Origin of the sequence: Dyadobacter sp. 676 (genome assembly GCF_040448675.1) — a bacterium.
Lineage (GTDB): Bacteria > Bacteroidota > Bacteroidia > Cytophagales > Spirosomataceae > Dyadobacter.
Window position 1 is genome coordinate 569,311 of the sequence record NZ_CP159289.1, and the last position, 22,569, is coordinate 591,879.

General features: G+C 52.4%; 15 protein-coding genes and 1 pseudogene. 5 read left to right on the forward strand and 11 right to left on the reverse strand.

Annotation, left to right across the window (positions count from 1 at the left end):
* Positions 1-4: 4 nt before the first annotated feature.
* The 3 genes from ABV298_RS02715 to ABV298_RS02725 are packed head-to-tail and all read right to left on the reverse strand — an operon-like array spanning position 5 to position 4,031.
* Positions 5-1,183 carry a glycosyltransferase gene (locus ABV298_RS02715; protein WP_353720661.1) on the reverse strand — a complete coding sequence of 393 codons (1,179 nt, stop codon included), beginning with the start codon at positions 1,181-1,183 and terminating at the stop codon, positions 5-7.
* Positions 1,180-3,360 (reverse strand): lipopolysaccharide biosynthesis protein, encoded by a 2,181-nt coding sequence (locus ABV298_RS02720; protein ID WP_353720662.1) that lies wholly within the window; start codon positions 3,358-3,360, stop codon positions 1,180-1,182. Before ABV298_RS02720 ends, ABV298_RS02715 begins: the two co-directional genes overlap by 4 nt.
* Entirely contained in the window at positions 3,357-4,031 is a 675-nt protein-coding gene (locus ABV298_RS02725) for a TolC family protein (protein WP_353720663.1), read from the reverse strand. The genes ABV298_RS02720 and ABV298_RS02725 overlap by 4 nt, the downstream gene beginning before the upstream one ends.
* 102 nt (positions 4,032-4,133) lie before the next feature.
* Between ABV298_RS02725 and ABV298_RS02730 the strand changes: the two genes are divergently transcribed.
* Complete coding sequence (locus tag ABV298_RS02730) at positions 4,134-4,751, forward strand: acyltransferase (RefSeq protein WP_353720664.1); 618 nt, start codon at positions 4,134-4,136, stop codon at positions 4,749-4,751.
* 18 nt (positions 4,752-4,769) lie between these two features.
* On the opposite strand, the gene ABV298_RS02735 is transcribed toward ABV298_RS02730, so the two are convergent.
* From ABV298_RS02735 to ABV298_RS02750, 4 genes are all read right to left on the reverse strand, one after another.
* The gene (locus tag ABV298_RS02735; protein ID WP_353720665.1) at positions 4,770-5,981 is read right to left on the reverse strand and encodes a sugar transferase; all 1,212 of its coding nucleotides are present in this window, start codon (positions 5,979-5,981) and stop codon (positions 4,770-4,772) included.
* 12 nt (positions 5,982-5,993) lie between these two features.
* A complete protein-coding gene (locus ABV298_RS02740) occupies positions 5,994-6,383 on the reverse strand; it encodes a response regulator transcription factor (RefSeq protein WP_353720666.1) in 390 nt (129 codons plus the stop codon).
* A 338-nt stretch (positions 6,384-6,721) separates the two neighbouring features.
* Positions 6,722-7,849, reverse strand: coding sequence for a hypothetical protein (locus tag ABV298_RS02745; protein WP_353720667.1), 1,128 nt, complete (start codon positions 7,847-7,849; stop codon positions 6,722-6,724).
* A complete protein-coding gene (locus tag ABV298_RS02750) occupies positions 7,833-8,420 on the reverse strand; it encodes a sigma-70 family RNA polymerase sigma factor (RefSeq protein ID WP_353720668.1) in 588 nt (195 codons plus the stop codon). Before ABV298_RS02750 ends, ABV298_RS02745 begins: the two co-directional genes overlap by 17 nt.
* A gap of 143 nt (positions 8,421-8,563) precedes the next feature.
* Between ABV298_RS02750 and ABV298_RS02755 the strand changes: the two genes are divergently transcribed.
* Positions 8,564-10,165, forward strand: coding sequence for a von Willebrand factor type A domain-containing protein (locus ABV298_RS02755; RefSeq protein ID WP_353720669.1), 1,602 nt, complete (start codon positions 8,564-8,566; stop codon positions 10,163-10,165).
* Entirely contained in the window at positions 10,155-10,415 is a 261-nt protein-coding gene (locus tag ABV298_RS02760; protein ID WP_353720670.1) for a YfbK domain-containing protein, read from the forward strand. Before ABV298_RS02755 ends, ABV298_RS02760 begins: the two co-directional genes overlap by 11 nt.
* Before the next feature lie 562 nt (positions 10,416-10,977).
* Here ABV298_RS02760 and ABV298_RS02765 read toward each other — a convergent pair.
* From ABV298_RS02765 to ABV298_RS02780, 4 genes are all read right to left on the reverse strand, one after another.
* The gene (locus ABV298_RS02765) at positions 10,978-11,562 is read right to left on the reverse strand and encodes a DUF4202 domain-containing protein (RefSeq protein WP_353720671.1); all 585 of its coding nucleotides are present in this window, start codon (positions 11,560-11,562) and stop codon (positions 10,978-10,980) included.
* Between the two features lie 21 nt (positions 11,563-11,583).
* Positions 11,584-12,054 (reverse strand): hypothetical protein, encoded by a 471-nt coding sequence (locus ABV298_RS02770; protein WP_353720672.1) that lies wholly within the window; start codon positions 12,052-12,054, stop codon positions 11,584-11,586.
* A gap of 82 nt (positions 12,055-12,136) precedes the next feature.
* Complete coding sequence (gene treY, locus ABV298_RS02775; protein ID WP_353720673.1) at positions 12,137-16,348, reverse strand: malto-oligosyltrehalose synthase; 4,212 nt, start codon at positions 16,346-16,348, stop codon at positions 12,137-12,139.
* Between the two features lie 59 nt (positions 16,349-16,407).
* A complete protein-coding gene (locus ABV298_RS02780; RefSeq protein ID WP_353720674.1) occupies positions 16,408-16,782 on the reverse strand; it encodes a response regulator in 375 nt (124 codons plus the stop codon).
* 473 nt (positions 16,783-17,255) lie between these two features.
* On the opposite strand from ABV298_RS02780, the gene ABV298_RS02785 reads away from it, so the two are divergent.
* Together ABV298_RS02785 and treS are read left to right on the forward strand one after the other, a co-directional pair.
* Entirely contained in the window at positions 17,256-19,214 is a 1,959-nt protein-coding gene (locus ABV298_RS02785; protein WP_353720675.1) for an alpha-1,4-glucan--maltose-1-phosphate maltosyltransferase, read from the forward strand.
* 8 nt (positions 19,215-19,222) lie between these two features.
* Positions 19,223-22,565: pseudogene (gene treS / locus ABV298_RS02790) on the forward strand (maltose alpha-D-glucosyltransferase).
* The last annotated feature ends 4 nt before the right edge of the window (positions 22,566-22,569 follow it).

The following is a 22,569-nucleotide window of genomic DNA, read 5'->3' on the forward strand; positions in this document are numbered from 1 at the left end:
TGCGTTAATCGCCGGTACTTTCGTTTTCCCCGCGGGTAGCCACCGAAATCCTGTTGGCCCGCCGCACGTTCATCAGCGCGGTAAGCTGATAAAACATGAACCTGGGAATATTCACCAGCGATTGGTAAATCCTCGGGTCGGTAGGCGAGCTTTTCAGCGAAATGTAAAATCCCATCACGAATATCATGAGTGCAGCCAGCCAGATCAGCGATACGATCGGCGAGATCAGCAGGTTGGCCATCATAAAAAACATCGAAAGCAGCAGAAACAGGAACAACGGTGGCCGCAGTAACACCAATCCGAACAGCGTCCGGTTTAAGTCGAAGCGTATTATGCCTTTGAAAAACAGTTTGAAACCGTATCCGAAATACCGGAACCACGTGTTGAGCCATCTTGCCCGCTGCTTCACGAGCTGGTCGGAACCGGTGGTTTTCTCGTCGTAAATAATAGCTTTTTCGGCAAATGCAATGCGGTAACCGCGGCTTACGATGCCTTTCTGCAGCACCTTGTCGAAACCCGCGCCGGTTACGTCCAGGGGCCCGAGCACGCTTTCATACAATGCCGTCGTGAACGCCATCCCCGAACCGGCCAGCGTGGCTGAAGAACCGGCCCCGAACAATACTTTGCCGTCGTAGAAATGGTAATAGATGTCGCGCGCCGCGTCGAGGCAGGCATAAGTCGTGTCCAGGTTTTTCGCTTCGCGAACGCCCTGTACAGCTTCGTACCCCCTGTTGAAATACACATTCAGCTCGTTCAGGTAGCCCGGATCGGCGAGATTATCGCTATCGATGATGGTCAGGTGCGTGTGCGGGCGCACAAAGCGGCGTATTGCGTAGAAATGCGAGCGGGTATTACTGCCCAAAACCTTGTCGGGGCGCAACAAAAGCACTTTATCATCCTGAAAATTCAGGTTGCTGATATCGCATTTGTCGGCGACCACGTAAATATGGTAACGGTCGTAATCCAGCCGGAGCAGCGAAGCGACAACCGCAGGCAGCTGCGCAGTGTATTCATAGGCCGTCACGATAATGCCGTAATCGGGCATACCGGCCGTTGCCTGGCACGTATGCCGCGGTCCCGCCGTTTTCCTTAAACCATAAAGCAGCAATAAAAACACCGGGAACACGAGATTGTACCCGACCATGAGCTGGATCGCCCATCCTGTCCATTCCAAGATTTTCATGCTTCCACGGGTTTAGCCACCTTTCCGGCCTGTTCGGGAATATCCCCGGTGTTGGTCAATACCCAACCAGCAAATTTTCCATGCAAGCCGTTGAGATACTGAATCTTCGACTGGTCTCCCGGTCCTATCGACCGTCCCGCCGCGAAAACCGCAACCACCAAATCCGAGAACATCACCCATTCCTTGGCGCGGTTCATGGCCATCAGCGAATCGGTTTCAATAAGGACAATGTCGAAACGGGCTTTCAATGCCTGCAACCGCTCGCCGATCACTTTCTCTTCGGCCAGTTCGAGCACCGAGATGTCGCCGGGCTTCGCGCCGAGGATGCTGATCTGGCCCCGCATCGCCTCCGGCAGGTTGTTTGATTTTATGAAATTTTCAAATGGCGTACTATCCGGGTTCAGCCGGGAAATGTCCGGCTGGCCGAAGTTACCGTCGATGATCAGTACGGTCTTATTGATTTTGGAAAATGCCCATGCCAATGCGATCACAAACGCCGTTTTGCCCACGTCATAGCCCAGGCTCGTAACTGCAATGATCTTGGGATCGGCCATTTCGTTATCGAGCTCGTACCGAATGGACCGCACCAGGTTTTTATAGAGCCTGACAGACTTGTCGTCCGATGCATTCATTCCCGACAGGCTGAGGTTCGAATCCTTATCCAACGCATTCAGATACCCCAGTACAGGCTTGCCGGTTTCGTTCGCCAGCTGTAACGGGTAGCGGATCGATTTGTCGAGGTAGAAAAGGATAAAGAACACGAATACGCAGAATGTGAAGCTGATCACCCCGGACAGGATCACCAGGACCATTTTCTTCGACGCCTGGACTTCGCCGGGCATCGCACGTTCGATCAGGCGGAGGTATACGGGGAAACTGAATTCCAGGCTGGCTTCGTTGTAGCGCTGTAACGCCTCGATATATTCTTTGCTGGCGATGTCGATCGAAGTTTCGAATTCCTGGATTTTCGCCTCGTTGGGCACCAGCCCGTCGAACTTTCGGTTAAGGCGATCGAGCTCGGCCTGGATGGACGATACGCTGTTCCTGGCCAATTCGAGCGAAATCTCCATGCCCAGTTTCTGCGTTACCAGGTCTTGTTTAACAGCCATCGGATTGTAGGCGTATTTATCCGCAGCCTCATCGATTTCCTCCGATAGCCGGCTGCGCAGCGAATCGAGGCTGAATTTGATGCGACTGTCGAAATTGCTCAAAATGTAGCGCTCGTTCAGGGCTTTCAGGTTGCTTTTGGTGGCGATAATCTTCTGGTTAATGTCGGTGAGCGCGCTTTCGAAGTACTTGCGTTCCGTGGGATTGAAACGCTTGTCGATATTGCCGATAGCGGCCGTATAGGCGATAATGTCCTTCTGCGCAATCTGTCGGCGGGTCTCAAAATCAGCCATTTGCCCGTAAATGCTCTTGGCCTGCTCGTTCAGGTTAAGCACCCGGTTTTGGATTTTAAAATTTTTCAAAGTATTCATCCGCTCGTTCAGCACATCGAGCTTCCGTTGCATAAAACTGTGAAGAAAGTCGATGGTTCTTTTGTTGTTGCCCACCACGCGTGACGAATTGTCCGAAATGAACTCCTGCGCAAGCGTATTGACCACATAGGCAGCCAGATCGGGGTGTTCCGCTTCGTATTCGACATCGATATAGTCGCTTACCCCCGTGCGGTAAATAATCAGCTTCTCGCGAAGCGCATTGGCTCCGTAGCCCATGTCCACGATAATGTCGTTAAGCTTTTTCTCCTCCGGCTTCCACAGGAACAGCTCCTCCCGTTTCCGGTATTTCTCGCCGATGAGCGCCATGGCCCTGGCTTTTTCCGCCTTGCCCATCTCTTCCAGTTCGCGCACCGGCTCGCGCCAGGTTGAGTCTTTCGAGCCTTTCAAATCGTTAAGGATCAACCGGTAGGATACCTGATCTAGGGTTCTCTTCAGACGCATTACCTGGATCAGGCTCTCGAACTTGCGTGCGATCTGCTGGTCCTGCTCATCCCTGGCGCGTGTTACCACCTGGTCGGTCTTGTCGACCAGCCCCGTGGCGATGCGGGCGTGCGATTCGTAGGTGTCCGGCAGCCGTCTCACGAGGAAATAGCAGACGATGACGGTAATCAGCGGAACGAGGATCAGCGCGAGCTTATTCCTTTGCAACAACCTCAAAAACTGTACAACCTCGGTCATTTGATATCTTCTAGTTTTTGTCCCAACAATTCTTCCAGGCTGCTCTTGGCAACCAGTACCTCGCTTTCGGAATTCAGCAGGTTCTGTGCGTGGTCGGTTTGCATGATGAGCACCTGGTTATACTTCTCCAATGTCTCCTGTCCCGTTTCGAAGCGCTTTTTCACATGGTCGAGCATACTTTCGACATCGAGCGCGGCATTCGAGCGCACGCGGTACACCGCTTTTTTCTGGATATAGGTAAAATAGCGCTTCTTCACCTCGGCTTCCATATTCAGGTCGAACGACTGCTTGTCGTACTCCGCAGAGGCAAGCTCGCTCCGGGCCTGCTTCACCAATGCCGGCTTTTGCAATATGGCCCCGATATTGACGAAAAAACCAAACTGATAAGTAAAAGGAAATGAGGCGGATACCGGCGTTCCGTTATTTTTTGGATTGTACAGGTAGGAGAAATTGAAGATATCGAAATAGGAAAGCTTCGCTTTTCTGACGCCCGTTTCAGCCGCGTCGACATGTGCCTGGTACATCTTGATCTTCGGATAATTGGCCTTGCAGATCGCGATCAGCTTGTCGAGGTAGGCATAATCGACGTCTTTGCTCAAAGATTCCTGGGCACGGGCGCTCGGGACCGAGCATAAAAGCAGGAGCCCCAAAGCGGCATATTTAATCGGCATATCAGGGAACTATCATTATTTATAAATCACTTTCATTGACTTTGTAGTAATACAAAATACTTTTGGATAAAAATATTACTACATCTCACTAATCTAGGTAAAATGTCCTTACCTGACCAAATCCGGAGCAGTCCGGGACTGAAAAAATTTGTCCACTGGATGCTGGTCCCGACCAATCAGGCGCGGCCCAGGTGGTGGGTCCGGGTTTTCCTGAACCGCTTTTTTCATCATAAGGGCAAAAATGTCGTCATCCGCAGGCGGGTCAGAATGGATGTGCTGCCATTCAATCCGTTTTCGATCGGCGATAATTCGATGATCGAAGATTTCAGCACAATCAACAATGGCGTGGGGGCGGTACACATCGGCGCCAACTCCCTGGTCGGCCTGGGCAATGTCATAATCGGTCCGGTGACAATCGGCAACGACGTGATCCTCGCGCAGCATATCGTTGTCAGCGGCCTCAACCACAACTACCAGGACATCCGGCAACCCATTCATAAACAAGGCGTAAGCATAGCCCCGATCGTCATCGGGGACGAATGCTGGATCGGCGCCAACGCCGTTGTCACCGCAGGCGTTACCATTGGCCGGCATTCGGTGGTAGCGGCCGGGGCCGTCGTGACGAAGGATATCCCGCCGTACTCGGTCGCTGTCGGAAACCCGGCGCGCATTATCAAACGGTACGATCCCGGACACGAGGACTGGGCAAAAATTTCCTGACATAGCGTTGTTATTCCGTCAGACATTCTCCGACTGCAGCAGCGCCGGAAATGTTTTCAGGATGATCTCCATATCCATTCTGAAGGAGAATTCGCGGGCATAAGTAATATCCAGCCGGGTACGCTCCTCTTCCGTCATATCGGCCTGGCCCTTGCCGCGCTTGGTGACCTGCCACAGGCCGGTAAGCCCGGCGGGACCTGCGAAACGCAGTATTTTATCGTCCGTGGTCATTTTTTCGGCCTCGTACAGGGGCAACGGGCGATTCCCCACCAGCGACATATCGCCTTTGAGGATGTTGAGCAACTGCGGCAGTTCGTCGATACTCGAATTCCGGAGAAACCGGCCCAGACGGGTAATGCGCGGATCGTTCTGGAACTTCATGAACGCCGCCTTTTGCTCCTTCTGAAAATGGTACAGCTTTTCGCAGATCTCCTTACCGTCATGAAAAAGCAGGTTTTTGCATTCGTTGCCCGCCCGGCATTCGTCGCAAAGCCCCTGCGTTTCGATCTGGGCTACCGGTTCGGACCTCGAATACATATTGAACGCGGCCATTTTACGGATCAGCTGGTCGGCGTCTGTCCGCATGGTCCTGAACTTATACAGGTCGAAAATCCGGTAACCGCTTCCTACCCGTTTGGATTTGTAAAACACGGGGCCTTTCGAATCCAGCTTTATCAGAATGGCTACGATAATGAATACCGGAAGCAGCAGGATCACTGCCGTTCCCGTAGTCGCGATATCGATCGCCCTTTTCCAAAGCGGCGTTTTATGGCTTCGCGAGCCGATTTTCTGCGACGCTTTGTTGGCAACGTACCATTGGCGCTTTTTGAAATACCTGATGCGGGTAATGAGGTCGCCGTCCTCGAAACGGACCGAGAATATATCGTCGGCACGCTTGCTGCGGGCCACATCGATCGCCTGGCGGTCGATCCTGTCGACCAGTAACACGAAAGGGATATTCCCAAAGCCGGCGCTGCCGCGGATGATGTCCAGCAGTTCCAGGCCTCCGCTCCGGTCGTGCGCAACGATCACATCGGCGGGATAACTTTCTCTCAATGCTTCCAGCGCGCCCGCCGGCGTATCGAAATATTCCACCTGGAGATATTCCTCAAAGCGTTCCGCGAACCGCAGATATTCCTGGAAGTCGGTATGAACGTAAATAACCCTGAACCGGGCAAGGTAGGTTTTCCCCGCCGCTGCCATTTCTGTCGTTGTGCCGGCCAGTTCCATACTATCCGTATTTTAGGAAAAGCGTTTGCTGCGCCGCAATACGGCATTGATTTTGGCGTGCACCTCCATTGGGTTGAAAGGCTTGACCATGAAATCGTCCGCTCCCAGATTGAGGCATTGGATGCGCTCGCTGCTTTCGTCGGAGCCGGAAAGGATAATAATCGGTATTTCCGAATAGAGATTACTCGCTTTCGCTACTTTCAGAAATTCCTTGCCGCTCAGATTCGGCATATGGAGATCTGCGATGATGAGGTCGGCCTGGTTGCCTTCTTCGAGCCACAACATCCCTTCGGAACCGTCGCTTTTGATCACTACATTGAAATCTTTTTTAAGAAAATGTTCCAGTATTTTGGTTATGCTGGGTTCGTCGTCTATAATCAGCAGATTCCTTCTATCGTCCATAGGTTGAGTATAAATAAGCAAATTTTGGTGTCGTAACGAGGAGGATAGCATTCAATTACTTCGTAGAAATAGTAATAATACTTGCCATAACAAAATTTAAGCCAGACAATCGCAGTTCCACCTCATCGGTCGCCTGGCAATGTCGGAAAACGCCATTGCAGGACCAGGAAGGAGGAAGTACAAATTCAGGTATGCAAAAAATTAAGAGGTGAGTGATTCAGAGCTTGTAGTAAAATTAAGCACTGAGAAGTAGATCGCAAAAAATAACCATTCTAATTCCCGGTATTTTTTAAAAATAATTCTACAAATCATGGCCTAACCTCCTGATTAGGTCACAATTATTCGGACCGGCGGAATTGAAGCTGTACCTCCACCAAACGGGCGGTGTTCGCGCCCTGGGTTCGCGCAGGTAGCCAGACTGGCCCCTTTCGGACAATGCGGATCGCCTCGTCCCGAAGTTCCCCGGTACCCCTTGCCTTAAAGCCCGACAATGTACCCGTCGGGTTGACTACAAATGTTACGGTTACCTGTCCGGTCGTCGTAGCCGACGCCGTATTCTCATCGAGATAGACATGGTACGCCTCCCAGCCTCCAACCGGCGCCGGATCGGCACGGTCGGCTTCGGAAGGAACATTTACCGCCGTTTTCTTTGACTGGGACGAGATGCCGGTCGCCGCGATCTCATTCAGGTTTTCAGTGAGCGAACTAGTCCCCGAAGGCTTTTGTGACACAATTTGCGGAGCCGAAGCCGTGGCTCTCGTTCTGCCGGCCATTGATTTTCCAACTGCCTGTACTGAACCGGGCACCGCCAATGCCCTGGCAGGTGCCGGGGCAAGTTGTGCAGCAGCCTTTCCGGCGAGCTCCGAATCGGCCGAAACGGTATCGGTTTCCTCTTTCCCATCCAGTTGCTCCGGCCCGGCGGCTGTGGAGGATGCCGGCGCGGCAGATTTTGCGACAATACCCGGGGATGGTGTAATCTCCTCCCTCCGGGCCTGCGCCGAAGCGGCCAGTTGCGGCGCTCCGGCTGGCCCGGCGATTGCAGGCGCAGGTGCTTGTGCAACGGGCGAAGCCTGCTCCGGAACCCCATGCTTGCTGCCCGGCTGATCCCGTTGCGTTACAATGGCGGCAGGTCTTTGTGTATCAGCCTTACGGCCTCCCCAAAAAGCGACCCGGTAAACAAACAGGGCCAGCAATACCGACGCAGCCGAACCGTAAGCCCACAATGGCAATGCCTTCCTGCGCGTGCGCGACGCACGGGTGTGCAGGCGTTCATGTAAATCCGCACGGAGCCGCGCGGCGTCGGCATAAGGGGCTCGCCACGCGAGAAAGCCTTCATACGCCTCGGCCACCAGCGGCTCGTCGAGCATTCTTGCTTCCAGCAGGCGTTGTTCGGCAGGCGGCATTTGCCCGCTGCAATAGCGCTCGAAGTCGTCAAAATCCGGTAAAAGGTTATCGGTAGCGTCCATTGCTTTCGATGCAGATTTTCAGGTTCCGCTTTCCATTCTGGATATAGCTTTTCACTTTGCCCATCTCGAACCCCGTTTCGCCGGCGATCTCGCGGTAGCATTTGCTTTGCAGATAGAATAGTTCAATGCTGATCCGCTGCTCGTTCGCGAGCTTTTGGAGACATTTGTCCATTGCGTCCAGCTTTGCTTCGAGTACGAGGAAGTCGTCCTGCACAGGCGTTTCGATCCGGAACTCCCGCGCGCCGGCCTCTGCGGCACCGGCAGTTACCCGTGCCGCCCGGAGTTTCATCAGGCAATAGTTGCGGGCAACGCTGTACAGCCAGCTTTTCAGGTTCGAGACATCGTGTTGCCTTAAATCCGAGACCAATTTCTCGAATATCTGCATCACCGCGTCCTTGCTCTCTTCCTCGTCCCCGAGATATCGGTAACACACACCGAATACCATTTCCATATAAGGCTCATACAATGCGCCCAGTATGGCAACGTCGCCCGAATGCCGGTAAGCCGTAAGCCGCTCGGCCTCCGGCATCGGTTCTTTACCCTTACCCTGAAAGAATCTCAAAAAGTTCACGTGTGTACGGGGAATGTGTTCCGGTGTTCCGGCATTTCCGGCTACTGGATGCGGTTTTATCAAAATTCCATAAAAAATTCTGAAAAACTTTTGTGGAATTACCCGGAGGCATGCATCCAGCGAATAAACAACGAATCTGTACCATGAAAACGAGAATCATTATTCTGCTAGCCATCTTGTTGAGTGCCTTCGCATTGCTGCCCGACCGGCTCGTCAAAGGCACCGTCACCGACGCCGCGAACGTTCCGCTCGCGGGTGTAAGCGTATCACTTCAGGGCAGCGCCGCAGGAACGGTCACCGATCAGGCTGGCCATTTTTCCATCCGGGTATCCACTCCGGGCAGGGCGCTGGTGTTCCGGAAAGCGGGTTACCAGGCTCTCACTGTGCCCGTTACCCGGGATTCGGTCTTGAAAGTCATGCTGGTCCCTAACGCGCAGACACTGAATGAGCTGGTAGTGACCGGCAGGCCGAAAGCGGCCGAAAAAGTAACCGTCGATTTCCAGACAGTTACCTCCGCGCCGGCATCGCTCGGCGGAACTTACCTGCAAGCCCTCCCCGAAACCGAAAGCTACAAACCTGTTAATGAAAACGGCTTTCTGTCCGTAAGTCAGCAGCCTGTCACGACCTTCTCCGTCGATGTAGATCGCGCCGCTTACAGCAACGTACGCCGTTTTCTCAACAACGGCCAGTTGCCGCCTGCGGATGCGGTAAGGGTCGAGGAAATGATCAATTATTTTGACTACGATTACCCGCAACCCGCCGGCGACCATCCTCTTGCGATCACGGCCGAAACAACCGATTCGCCATGGAATGCAGGTTTGAAACTCGTACACATCGGATTACAGGCGAAAACCGTTTCCACCGAAAACCTTCCCGCTTCCAACCTGGTCTTTTTGATCGACGTTTCGGGTTCCATGAATGCAGCCAACAAGCTTCCTTTGCTGAAACAGGCATTCAATCTGCTCGTAGACCAGCTCCGTGCCGGCGATAAAATTTCTATCGTCGCCTACGCAGGTTCTGCCGGGCTGGTATTGCCGCCAACATCGGGGACCGAGAAAAAGATGATCAAAGACGCGCTCGATAAGCTCGAAGCCGGGGGATCGACGGCCGGGGGCGAGGGTATCGAACTGGCCTACAAGCTGGCAAAGGACAATTTCCTGCCCCAGGGGAACAACCGGGTTATTCTGGCCACCGACGGTGATTTCAACGTGGGAGTCTCCAATGAATCCGAATTACAGAAATTGATCGAAGAAAAGCGCAAGGCAGGCATTTTCCTGAGCGTAATGGGTTTCGGAATGGGCAATTACAAGGACAGCCATGTAGAGACGCTGGCCGACAAAGGCAACGGGAATTATGCTTATATCGACAACATTCAGGAGGCGCGGAAAGAATTTGTGCAGGAATTCGGCGGCACGTTGTTCACGATTGCCAAAGATGTCAAGATCCAGATCGAGTTCAACCCGGAGCTCGTACGGGCTTACCGACTCATTGGCTATGAAAACCGCGCATTACGCAACGACGAGTTCAACGATGATCGAAAGGACGCGGGCGATATGGGCTCGGGCCACACCGTAACTGCGATTTACGAGATCGTGCCGCATGGCGTAGAAACTCCGTACATCGGAAAAACCGAAGCCTTGAAATATCAGTCTGACCACCGGTCCACGACCGGTAACAGCGACGAAATGATGACGATAAAGGTTCGTTATAAAAAAGGCCGACAGCGAAAAAAGCGTGCTCTTTGATCTGCCGGTCAAAGCACGATCCGTAGCTTTCGACCAATGCTCCGAGAACCTTCGGTTCGCCAGCGCCGTAGCGGAGTTCGGGTTGTTGCTGCGTGGCTCGGAATATAGGGGTAAGGCAACTTATACGGACGTCATCCGGCACGCCCGCGGCGCATTTGGGAAGGATGAAGAAGGTTACCGCTCCGAATTTGTACAACTTGTGAAGCTCGCACAAAGCCTGGATGGTTCACGGGAGACGGCGGAGAAGTGATTTGTACCAGAATAGAAACTAGCCGGCACATTTCCCGCTAGTTTCTATTTTTTAAACTCGTCATCCGGATTCAACGATTCAAATACCTCTTTGGCCGGCAAATACTTAAATCCCTTTTCTCCGTCACCAACTATTACAACATCGCCAGCCGAAGCCCTCTCTTCAATCATTTTGCGTACTGCCTTCCTGACACTTAAAATGATTCTTTCGAAAGATCATCAGTATTCCGAGTACCTGCTTTCATTTCCATTGGGTCTTAATTTTGTTCCAAAGAACTTCATCGGAAACATTTGTTTCTCTACCAAGATTCCTCTCTGCAAGTACGGTCGGAGCAGGATAAAATGTCCGCCCAGTCGTACCCGGTTCTTCACTCGATCGAGGGCTACATAAAGCGTTGTTAACCAAAAATATAACAAAGTAACCTGATAGCCCAAAGCCTTAGCTTCCCTAATGAGCGAAGCGTAGCTTTTCGTTGCCAAAGTGGTTTCAAATGCGAAGCCCTCTCCGCGTTGCATTAGCTCCCGCACTCCGGTGAGCATAATTCGCAACCCGCGATGATGTATCAGTCTTCTTTTAATGCTTTCAAAATCAAATTCTTGCCCTGCTCACTGTATGAAAGTCCCAATGCGGCGTCACGTCCGGGCGCACTCATTTTATTCCAGGTTTTTCGGAGAATATCGATCATTTTTTCCTCACTCATTTTTGCGATCAGATCGTCGTATTGGTATTGAAGAAAAACGAGACACAATGCGTTTTCCATCGTTTGTACGTCGGCGTCGCTTTTAAGGCGCTGTTTCAGAACGATCTGCTTTACGCGACCGATCGTTTCTTTATCGTACCCAACTTCGTTCAGGATTTCGGAAGCAATCCCCGCGTGATATTTTGAAAGATCGCTGCGCCATTTCAAATAGCCCACGCGGCCGTCGGGATAGCTGCTTCGGGCGATCTCCCATCTTCCGATGTGCTGGCACCGCGATGCCAGCAGTAGGCTTTCGCTGGCTTGCGGGTCAAGGTTCCTGACCCATTCATACAGTTTTAAGGCGTAGAAGTACTCAACCGGATATTCCACGTTTTCCCACATGACGCGCCCCGGCGAACGTTTGTTGTAGGCATCAAAAAGTTCAAAAGCTTTGTCGAGCTTGCTCATGGTGATTCAGTAAGGTTAATGCTATCGGACCGCCCTGAATTTCAGCGCGATGGTCGTCATACGCGGGTAGTCGTAAGCGGTACTTCGGGTTTTCATCACGAAAGAATCTTTCCGGACATCGCCCGGACGCACTGTCCATTCCCCCTTCTTACCGCCTTCCGGCGCGCCGATCGTGATATTTTTGTCGCTGATCTGCCATTTTAGTAAAAACGGGGTGGTTTCGCCCTTGAAGACACCGGAAAAAACACCGTCCTTTTTCACCTGCACGGTTTCCATATACCTTTGGAAATCAATACCGCCGAATTGCTGCGTCATTTTGCCATCCTTGAATGTGACCGCGTCGTTAACCGCGATTTCTTCAATTTCCCACCGCGGCACGGCGGTGAGAAACTGCGCTGCTTCCTGAGGCGAGCTAGCCGGACGGTCACACGAAAACATTACTGTGCCGGCAAAGGGCAGCAGGACGCAAGCGGCAATTTTTCTGAAAAGCATGACGAATCACAGTTGGTGGCTATGCGCAAATATAGCCACAACTGTATGGGACTTCCGATTTAAACCCGGGGAATTTTAGCGTCTACTCACGATTATAGAGGCATGTGATAGCGGTGAGGAAGTTCCCGGCTTCCGTGGTGATCTGGCCGGGAAGCATCCTCCATGCCCAATTGTTTTCGCTGGAACCGGGCTGGTTCATTTTAGCGCTTTCGTCCAGATTAAGAAGGTCCTGAACAGGTAAAACAGCCGTTTTGGCAATAGAAGCAAAAACGGTCCGCGCAAGTTCGACGGCCACATTTTCTTCGGAAACCGGTTTTCCCAGATAAGATTCCAGCCGCTCCTGCACCGTAGCGCCCATTTCACGGAACCAGCCCCTGGTCGTATTGTTGTCGTGCGTGCCGGTGTAGGCAATAAAATTGTGCTTGAAATGGTGAGGGATATGGTCCGATTGCGGCATATTCTCATCGAATGCAAATTGCAGTACTTTCATTCCGGGCAGGCCGAATTTGTCGCGCAGCAGATACACCTCGGGACTGATCTCGCCCAGATCTTCGGCTATAAAGGGCAACTGCCCGAGCGCGGCGCCGATCTTGTTAAAAAACTCCTCCCCCGGCCCCGTTTTCCAGCTTCCGTTGACGGCGGTTGTCTTTCCGCCCGGCACTTCCCAGTAGTCGGCGAATGCCCTGAAGTGGTCCAGCCGAACCAGATCGAACATTTCCATATTCCTCGCCAGCCGGTCGATCCACCACTGGTACCCCTGCGACCGGATGGCTTCCCAGTTGAATACCGGCATTCCCCAAAGCTGCCCGCTTTCCGAGAAAGCATCCGGCGGCACACCCGCGGCGCCCGTAATGTTACCTTCCTCATCCACGCAAAACAACCCGCGGTTTGCCCAAACGTCGACGGAATCGTAACTGACATAAAAAGGGATATCCCCCAGCAACCTGATTTCCCGGTCGTTGCAATACCGTCGCAACGCTTTCCACTGTTTATCGAATACGAATTGCTGCCACTGCACCCGGCGGATCTCCTCACGCTCGCTTCTGCGTACCTCATCAAGCGCGCTCCGGTCCCTGTTACGCAGCTCTTCCGGCCAGGTATACCAGGGCTGGTGTCGGTAGCGCTTTTTCAGCACCATATAAACCGTGAAATCGTCCAGCCATGCCGCATTTCCCACTACGAACTCTCCCATTTCGGCGGCCTCTCCACCGGCCCGCTCTTCATAATTCCGGAACGCTCGTTCCAGTAAAATTTCCTTGCTTTTTTTCGCCGCGTCGAAATCGACGGCCGACGAATCCGGCAACCGGTTTTCGTCCAGGTCCTGTTCGGAAAGCAAGCCTTCACGCGCGAGCATTTCGGGGCTGATCAGCAAGGGATTACCGGCCCGGCTCGACAGCGCGCTGTACGGCGAATGCCCCTGGGAGGCTTCCGTGGGGTTGAGTGGCAGGATCTGCCATATTTTCTGGTATGTTTTTTCGAGAAAATCCGCAAACTGATAGGCAGCCGGCCCGATATCGCCTATGCCGAACGGCGACGGCAGGGAGCTGATATGCAGCAGCAGACCGGCATTACGCTCGTTATCCATGCGCCCGCCTTTGAGAATCGCGATTGGCAGTTGTTTGAACAGTTCACCCGGGAAAAGCTTCGATCGCCAAACGTCCCGGCTATTTGCCAGCACATTATCCCATTCAGGAAGCAGGTTTTCCGGTAACACCACATGCGTATCCTTCCAGTCGAGCCCGAAAAAATCCTTTTGCTGTTCGCGGCTCATCGATGCGGTGTGCAGGGGAACCACGGTGATCACGACATCCCGCTTATGCCTCCGGACAAAAGCGAGCAGGTTATCCTTGTAAGTACCACGGATTTTCAGCGGAATGTATTCGCCCTGTGTAAAAAGTAACGGATATTGCCGTCGCAGCTGGAAAAGCCGCCAGGTAAGCCAGAGCTTAATTTGCCCCGTGAGGCGTTCATTCCAGAGTTTTTCGAGTAACCGGTCCTCCTCGTAGCCATCCAGTTCTTCCAGCCACAATTTCCTTTTACCAAAATCGACCTCACGCCGGTTATCCGGATCGACCAGGCTCAAATCCCACAACTCGCAGCCCTGATAAACATCGGGAATTCCGGGACAAGTGAATTTCAATGCCACTTGCGCCAGCGAATTAATGATGCCGAAATCCGCCACCGATGCCAGGAATGGCTGCATCGATTTGGAAAACGAAGAATCCTTTTTTAAGATCTCCCGCACGAATGCTGCCGTTCCGCGCTCGTACGTTTCATTTGGAGCCGACCAGGAAGAGTTCATTTTGGCCTCCCGTAAAGCTTTCTGCAGATATTCTTCCAACCGTTTTTCGAAATCGTCGTCGTCTTCCCCGGGCATAGGATGGGCACCGATGATCGTTTGGTAAATCAGGTATTCGTCGTTGGGGTCGGGGCCGGCGGATTGGCGTAATCCGGCATTTGCCCGTTGCCATTCTTTCAGCTTACTGATCCATTCCGCCGATAAGTCCGTCAGTACGTTCAGCCTCGCGCGCACATCCTCTCCCCGTTTGGTGTCGTGCGTAGAGGTCGCATTAAGCGCCAGGGGCCATTCTTTTCTGCGTTTTTTCATGTACTGATGGAAATCGTCGGCAGTAATGCCAAAACGGTCAGGAAAGTCGCCGACGTCGTTGTGGCCTATAAAGCGGTTATAGGTATACATCAGCGTATCCTCTCCCCCTTTGGCCATCAGCGGGCCGGTGAACTGCATGCAACGCTGATAAAACTCGGCTACACGCCCGTTGTAATCCTCATCGCCCAATACCGGCCTGTGCAGGAAGCATTGTTCCAGCACTTCCACCGCCGGCGACAAATCGAGGTGGTGTTTGTTAATATCTACAAAAATCGCTTTCACCGCCTGCGACTCCTCGTCGGAAAGCGGCACCGCGTTGCCATAATAGCGGTACACCGGACAATGGATCAGAAATTCGCCGATTACCTGGCGGATCAATTCGGCGCCAATGCGTTCGATAGTTTCCGAATCTGCCAGTTCCAGCGATACGAACAATTGGTACAGGTTTTCCAGCTCCCCAGCCATGTGCCCATACAGAATATCGCTTTTTTTGCTCAGCAAAAGCTCATTCGCAGGCCGGTTATCACCTGTGAGTTCGTTGTAAAATGCAGTGAATTCGCCCTCTGCCGATGTGTTGGTAAAAAGGTTGTTGACGACCGCCAGAAATTCGTAGCCCGTAGTACCCTGTATCGGCCACTTTACAGGCAAATCTTCATGTTCGCCCAGGATCTTTTCTGCGATAATGTAAATGCCGTCACCCATTTCCTCACGCAGTCTGGCCAGATAGCCGGAGGGGTCGAAAAGCCCGTCGATATGGTCGATTCGCAGTCCCTGGAAAATACCCTCTTCCGTCAGTTGCTTGATCAGCGAGTGGTATTTTTCAAAAACGGCATCGTCCTGCATATTCAGGCAGATCAAGCCATTTACCGTAAAAAAGCGGCGAAAATTGATCTCTTCTTCCGTTCGCTGCCAATGGCAAAGTACATAGTTCTGTTGGTCGGCAAGTGTCTGGAGCCCGGCCGAATCCGCATTCAGGCGTGCCAGCGCGGCGTCGATCACCGCTTTCTCCTCATCGCGTGCATACAGCGCGCGAAACTGCATTGCCCACTCGTCCCAGCGCTGCGAAAATACATGAGCATCCTCGACCTGGTTCAGATCTTCCAACTGGCCCACAAGCTGTGCCAGCGCCTGCGATGCTCCTTCTACTTTTTCGAGAATCGCCTTATAAGACCGCAGGTTCAGCGGGAATGTCAGTCCCCCGAAATCCAGCGCGAGGCGTTCGCCGGTGAAAAGCACTTTCACTTCGCCCGCCGCAATCATTTCATCGACATTCTTCGACAAAAACGGCACCATCACCTTCCCGTGGAAAAGCGCGCTGTTCCAGGCGATATCGAAGTAAGAAGCATACAACGACTGCCTGCCCTTTTCGAGCACATCCGTCAACCAGGGATTTTCCGTACTGAAAGCCATGTGATTGGGGACGATATCCTGCAACCAGCCTATCCCCGATTTCCGGAGATCGGCGGAAAGGTTTCGCAATTGCGCCAGGCTCCCGATCTCCGGATTGATCCTGCCGGGATCGGTCCCGTCGTATCCGTGCGTACTGCCTTTCGCCGACGCCAGCACCGGCGATGCATAGATCGTTCCGACCCCCAATTTTTGAAAGTAAGGGATCAGATACTCGAAGTCCTGAAATGAAAATGCCTGATGAAATTGAAGCCGGTAGGTAGAAACTGGGTTGTTCATGTAGCTGATGATAAGTGTACCGTCAGCCCGTTAAATATTATGCCAGCATTCGGCCATCGTTATTTGAGCAGCTCCCTCAACTGGGGTATTTCGAGCGGCTTGGACAGAAGCCGGATTATGTATGGATTGACCTCCGCCTGTTCGATATCCGAAATATCGACGGTGGACGAGATCATGAACAAGCGGATCCGCTTTCGGACTTCTTCCGGCAGCAGCCCGTAGTGTTCCGTAAATTCGAAGCCGTTGATGCCCGGCATTTGCAGGTCGAGCAGGATCACCGTTTCGGGCATGTCCGCGTCCTGCTGCATAAGATACTCTATCGCCTCCTGCGGCACGCCGAATGTCCTGACCGTTTCCGTTAAACCGCTTTTCAGTAACAGTTTTTCCTGGGTAAACAGATCGAAAACACTGTCGTCTACGATAATAAATTCCATTGCATGGTATGAGAAGGGTTCAGAACAATCATATCGCGCATGCATTCCGCATCAACCGGATTTACTCCTTTTTCTACATTTGATATAAATTGTAGAAATGGCTGTCGGAAATAAGCTACAAAGCTTGTAAATCTAACTGAAAATCGGCAAATGCAGCCTAATACTTTCCCGGAAACGCCAATTCAGGCGTGAAAGTGCCTGTCACGCCAGGCGATCAGATCCATTTCTGCATCGATAAGCGGGCACTATCTGAGTCATTTTTCGGCCTGTCGATCGGCCATCGTTGAGATATGAAATCGGTTGGAAGCGGGCTATTACCGGTAAAAGTTACTGAATAGATTTTTTACTCTCAAAATAAATTAACGATCGCCATTCCGCGGACCTCGTCCCGCCCGTCGTGCCAATTCTGCAGGCACGATTTTGATTATCGTTTTCGGACATTCATCAATCAACAACTAAAAAGGTTATCGACAATGAGCACGCTGGACGGCAGGAAGCGGGTAGTGATCAGCAATGTAAGACCTCAGGTCGAATACGGAAGATTTCCCGCCAAACGGGCGATCGGCGAAAGCGTGGAATTTTCGGCGGATATCATCGCCGACGGTCACGACGCCGTAGCCGCAAGCGTGATTTTCCGCCACGAAAGCGAACAACTATGGCAGGACGTGCCGCTGTCGCACACCGGAAACGACCACTGGACCGCGACCTGGACGCCGGCAAAAGAGGGCTTTTACGAATATCGCTTCACTGGCTGGATCGACCACTTCACGACCTGGAAGAAAGGGCTGGTCAAGAAATTCGACGCCGGCCAGGATATTTCCGTAGAGCTGCTGATCGGAGCGGAAATATTAATCGAAGCGGCCGGATTGGCTGCCAAAGACGACCAGTCCGCATTTCAGCCATGGATTTCAGCGCTGCAAAACGGGCGCGACCCGCAGCGGGCAATCGACCTGGCGTTAAGCGACCAACTCTCCGAAGCGATGTCAAAAATCCGATACACCGACCGCATCAGCGTTTTCGATCAGACGTTCCGGCTGGAAGTCGAGCGAAAAAAGGCGGGGTTCAGTACCTGGTACGAACTCTTTCCGCGGTCGGCGGCCGAGATGCCGGGTGCGCACGGAACGTTCCGGGACGTTCTCAGGCTGTTGCCGAAAATCGCCAAAATGGGCTTCGACACGCTCTATTTTCCGCCTGTTCACCCCATTGGGGAAATGAAACGGAAGGGAAAAAATAACTCGCTCGTTCCGGCTGCTACAGACCCAGGATCGCCCTGGGCGATCGGTAACCGCTTCGGCGGGCATAAATCCATCCATCCCGAGCTTGGGAGCATCGCGGACTTTACCGAACTGGTAACGCGGGCCAGGCAACTCGGCATCGAAATCGCTATGGACATCGCGTACCAATGCGCGCCCGACCATCCTTATGTGAAAGAACATCCGCAATGGTTCAAGTGGCGCCCCGACGGCACAGTACAATACGCGGAAAATCCGCCAAAAAAATACGAAGATATTCTTCCATTCGATTTTGAAACGGCGGACTGGCAAAATCTCTGGAATGAACTGAAAAGCGTGATCGATTTCTGGATCGGGCACGGGGTCAATGTTTTTCGGGTCGACAATCCGCATACCAAGGCATTTCCGTTCTGGGAATGGATGATCCGCGAAGTACGGAAAGCCCACCCGCAGGTAATTTTCCTGGCCGAAGCATTTACACGTCCGAGGGTAATGGAGCGGCTGGCAAAAATAGGCTTCAACCAGTCGTACACTTATTTCACCTGGCGAACCAGCAAATGGGAGCTGGAACAATACCTTTACGAACTTACCAAAACCGACCGGCAATATTATTTCCGCCCTAATTTCTGGCCGAATACGCCGGATATTCTGCCGCACCACCTTGTGGAAGGGGGCGAAAATGCTCACATCATCCGGTTGATACTGGCGGCCACGCTTTCTTCCAATTACGGCCTATACGGGCCAGTGTATGAATACGGTATCAACACACCGCACCCCGGAAAGGAGGAATATACAGATAACGAAAAATACGAGATCAAACACTGGGATTGGGACCGGTACAGCCGCACGCGGGAGATTATCACGCGGGTAAACCGGATCAGGAGGGCTTATCCGGCCATGCAGTCGACCTGGAATATCGATTTTAACGAAACCAACAATGACCGGGTGATCAGCTACACCAAAACGCCTACCGATGGCAGCGAGCCGTTGCTGATTGCCGTCAACCTGGACCATCATCACACACAGGGCGCACACATTCGGGTACCGCTGCACCGCTTTGGCATCGGGTACGACCAGCCGTACCTGATCCGCGATATGCTCAGCGGGGAAAAATACAAATGGCGGGGGGAATACAATTACGTACAAATGAATCCCTGGGAAATGCCGGCACACATTCTGAAAGTTGAACGATTGAATTGAGAGAGCACATGGAATACAGGAAAGGAATGCCCGAAAAAAATCTGCATTGGTATAAAGATGCGATCATTTATGAACTTCATATTAAAGCCTTCAAAGACGGTAACTGCGACGGGATCGGCGATTTTCAGGGTTTGATGGAACAGCTGGACTATCTCCAGGACCTTGGCGTTACGGCGATCTGGCTTCTCCCCTTCTACCCATCGCCCCTGCGAGACGATGGTTACGATATCGCTGATTATTATACCATTAACCCGTCGTATGGGGATATTCACGAATTTAAAACTTTCCTCCGCGAAGCGCATAAACGTGGTTTGAAAGTAATTACGGAGCTTGTGATCAACCATACTTCCGACCAGCATCCGTGGTTTCAGCGCGCCCGTCGTGCACCCAAAGGTTCGGCATACCGGAATTTTTATGTCTGGACCGACGACCCGCGCCAGTTCAAAGACGCCCGCATTATTTTCCAGGATTATGAAAAGTCGAACTGGACCTGGGACAACGAAGCCGAGCAATACTACTGGCACCGCTTTTTCCACCATCAACCCGATTTGAACTATGACAGCCCGGATGTACAGGAGGAGATTTTCAAAATCATCAATTTCTGGTGTAAAATGGGGGTCGACGGGTTCAGACTGGATGCTGTACCGTACCTTTTCGAGCGCGATGGCACCAACTGCGAAAACCTGCCGGAAACACATGCATTCCTGAAAAAACTGAGGAAGTATGTCGACGACCGGTATCCCGGCACGTTGCTGCTTGCGGAAGCCAATATGTGGCCCGAAGACTCGGCATCCTATTTCGGTGACGGCGACGAATGCCAGATGAACTACCATTTCCCGATTATGCCGCGGATGTTTATGTCGCTTCAAATGGAGGACAGGTACCCGCTTACCGACATTTTCGATCAGACCCCGGCCATACCCGACAACTGTCAGTGGGGTATTTTTCTCCGAAACCACGACGAGCTTGACCCTCGAAATGGTCACCGACGAAGAGCGTGATTACATGTATAAAGTGTATGTAAAAGATCCCAAGGCGAGAATCAACCTCGGGATCAGGCACCGGCTGGCACCGTTGATGGAAAACAACCGCAAGAAAATCGAGCTGCTCAACACATTGCTGTTTACCTTCCCCGGAACGCCGATCATTTACTACGGCGACGAAATCGGAATGGGCGACAACGTATACCTTGGCGACCGCGATGGAGTGCGGACGCCCATGCAATGGAGCCCCGACCGCAATGCAGGGTTTTCACAGGCCAATCCGCAGCGCCTTTATCTGCCGCTTATCCTCGACCCGCAATACCACTATGAGTCGGTTAATGTGGAATTACAGTCGCGAAACTCGTCGTCCTTGCTATGGTGGATGAAGCGGGCCATCAGCACCCGCAAAAAATACAAGGCATTCAGCCGGGGCGATATCAAATTCCTGAACCATGAGAATGCGAAAGTCCTGGCGTTCACCCGCAGCCACGAAGACGAAACGATGCTGGTAATAGCGAACCTTTCGAGATTCCCACAGCCCGTGGAGCTCGACCTGGATCAGTACAAGGGATTTCAGCCGGTGGAAATTTACAGCAGGAACAAATTTCCGGGAGTGAAGGATAACACACCTTATTTCTTCACTTTGGAAGCTTATGGCTGCCAGTGCTTTGTGATGCAAAAAACGCATCCGGAGATCGATGAGAACCGTGAATTGCCGTTGGTTAAGCTTGAAAAATGGAAGGATCTGCTGGAACAGGAGACGCTGGAAATGCTCGAAACTAAGATTCTGCCCTCCTATCTGATGAAAATGAGATGGTTTGGAGGAAAAGGGAAGGGGCTCGATAAGGTTAGCATCGTATCGCACGCCGCTATTCCGCTGGGCGACAATCCGCCTTGCTTTCTGTTGCTGCTCGAAACATCCTACCAGAACGACCTCCCCGAAATGTATCAGCTTCCGGTTGCATTCGGCAAGGAGCCTTTCGCATTTAATGTGCGGGAAAACTGTCCCCAGGCCGTGCTGGCTCGCATGCAGATCGAAGGCGAAGAAGAAGGCGTGCTGTTCGACGCTATTTACGGGCTCGAACTGCAACAAGCGCTGATCCGCGATATGGCGGAAAACGAGCGGCTGAACGCAAAAAACAGCCAGATCCATTTTTCGGGCAACCGGCAATTGGCCCGGCACATGAAAGAAACCGATCGGATAAAACCACGCGTCCTTTCGGGCGAGCAAAGCAACACGTCCATTACCTACGACGGCAAGTATTTCTTCAAACTCTATCGCAAAGTCGACAGGGCGATTAATCCCGATGTGGAAATTACGCAATACCTTACCCACAAAGCGAAGTTCAAGAACATACCCGCCTATATTGGTAACATTGAATGGAGGTACAAAAAGGATTCGATGGTGCTGGGCATGATGCAGGAAATGGTCGGCAACGCCACCGACGCCTGGGCCAATATGCTCGATCGCCTCGATAGTTTCAATGAAAAAGTGCTGTCCACAACCGGCCTGGAATTGCCTTCCGAACTACGCGGAACACTTACGGAGCCCGTCGGTTATGAAGATATCCCCGAAATACTGAAAGAGCTGCTCGATGTTCACGTGGCCGAGCAAGCCAGGCTTTTGGGCATTCGAACCGCCGAAATGCACCTGGCGCTGGCGAGCGAAAAAGAAAACCCGGATTTCAAGCCGGAGGAATTCTCCCTCCATTACCAGCGATCTGTGTATTCCTCGCTTCAATCGCTGGTGCGCGTCGCGTTCCAGAGCCTCAATCGCAATATGAAAAAGCTGGATGACAAAACCCGGCAGGCGGCGGAGGAGGTAATGCAACTGCGGGAGGAAATACTCATGGAGCTTAAAAAAGTATACAGTCATAAAATCGATACGGCCAAGATCCGCATCCATGGGGATTACCATCTGGGCCAGGTGCTGTTCACGGGCAAAGACTTTGTCCTGCTCGATTTCGAAGGCGAACCCGCGAGAAGTTACAGCGAGCGCAGGTTGAAACGCTCGGCTCTTCGCGATGTTGCCGGTATGCTTCGGTCGTTTCATTACGTCGCGCACAGCAGCCTTTATCTCGACAACCAGATCAGGCCCGAAGACGCCAGCAAGCTGCTGCCGTTTGTGGAGCAATGGCATCACTACATGGGCGGCTTTTTTATGAAAGCTTATCTCGAAACTGTGGGTAACAGCCCCATCATCCCGCATCAGAAGGGTGACCTCGAAATACTTCTCAGGACCTTCCTGCTGCAAAAAGCGATTTACGAGCTCAATTATGAAGTAAACAACCGGCCATCGTGGGTAATGGTGCCGCTCAGAGGTATCCGGGCGATTCTCGACAAAACCGAGGCTGGTGTGATGGTTTAACCAA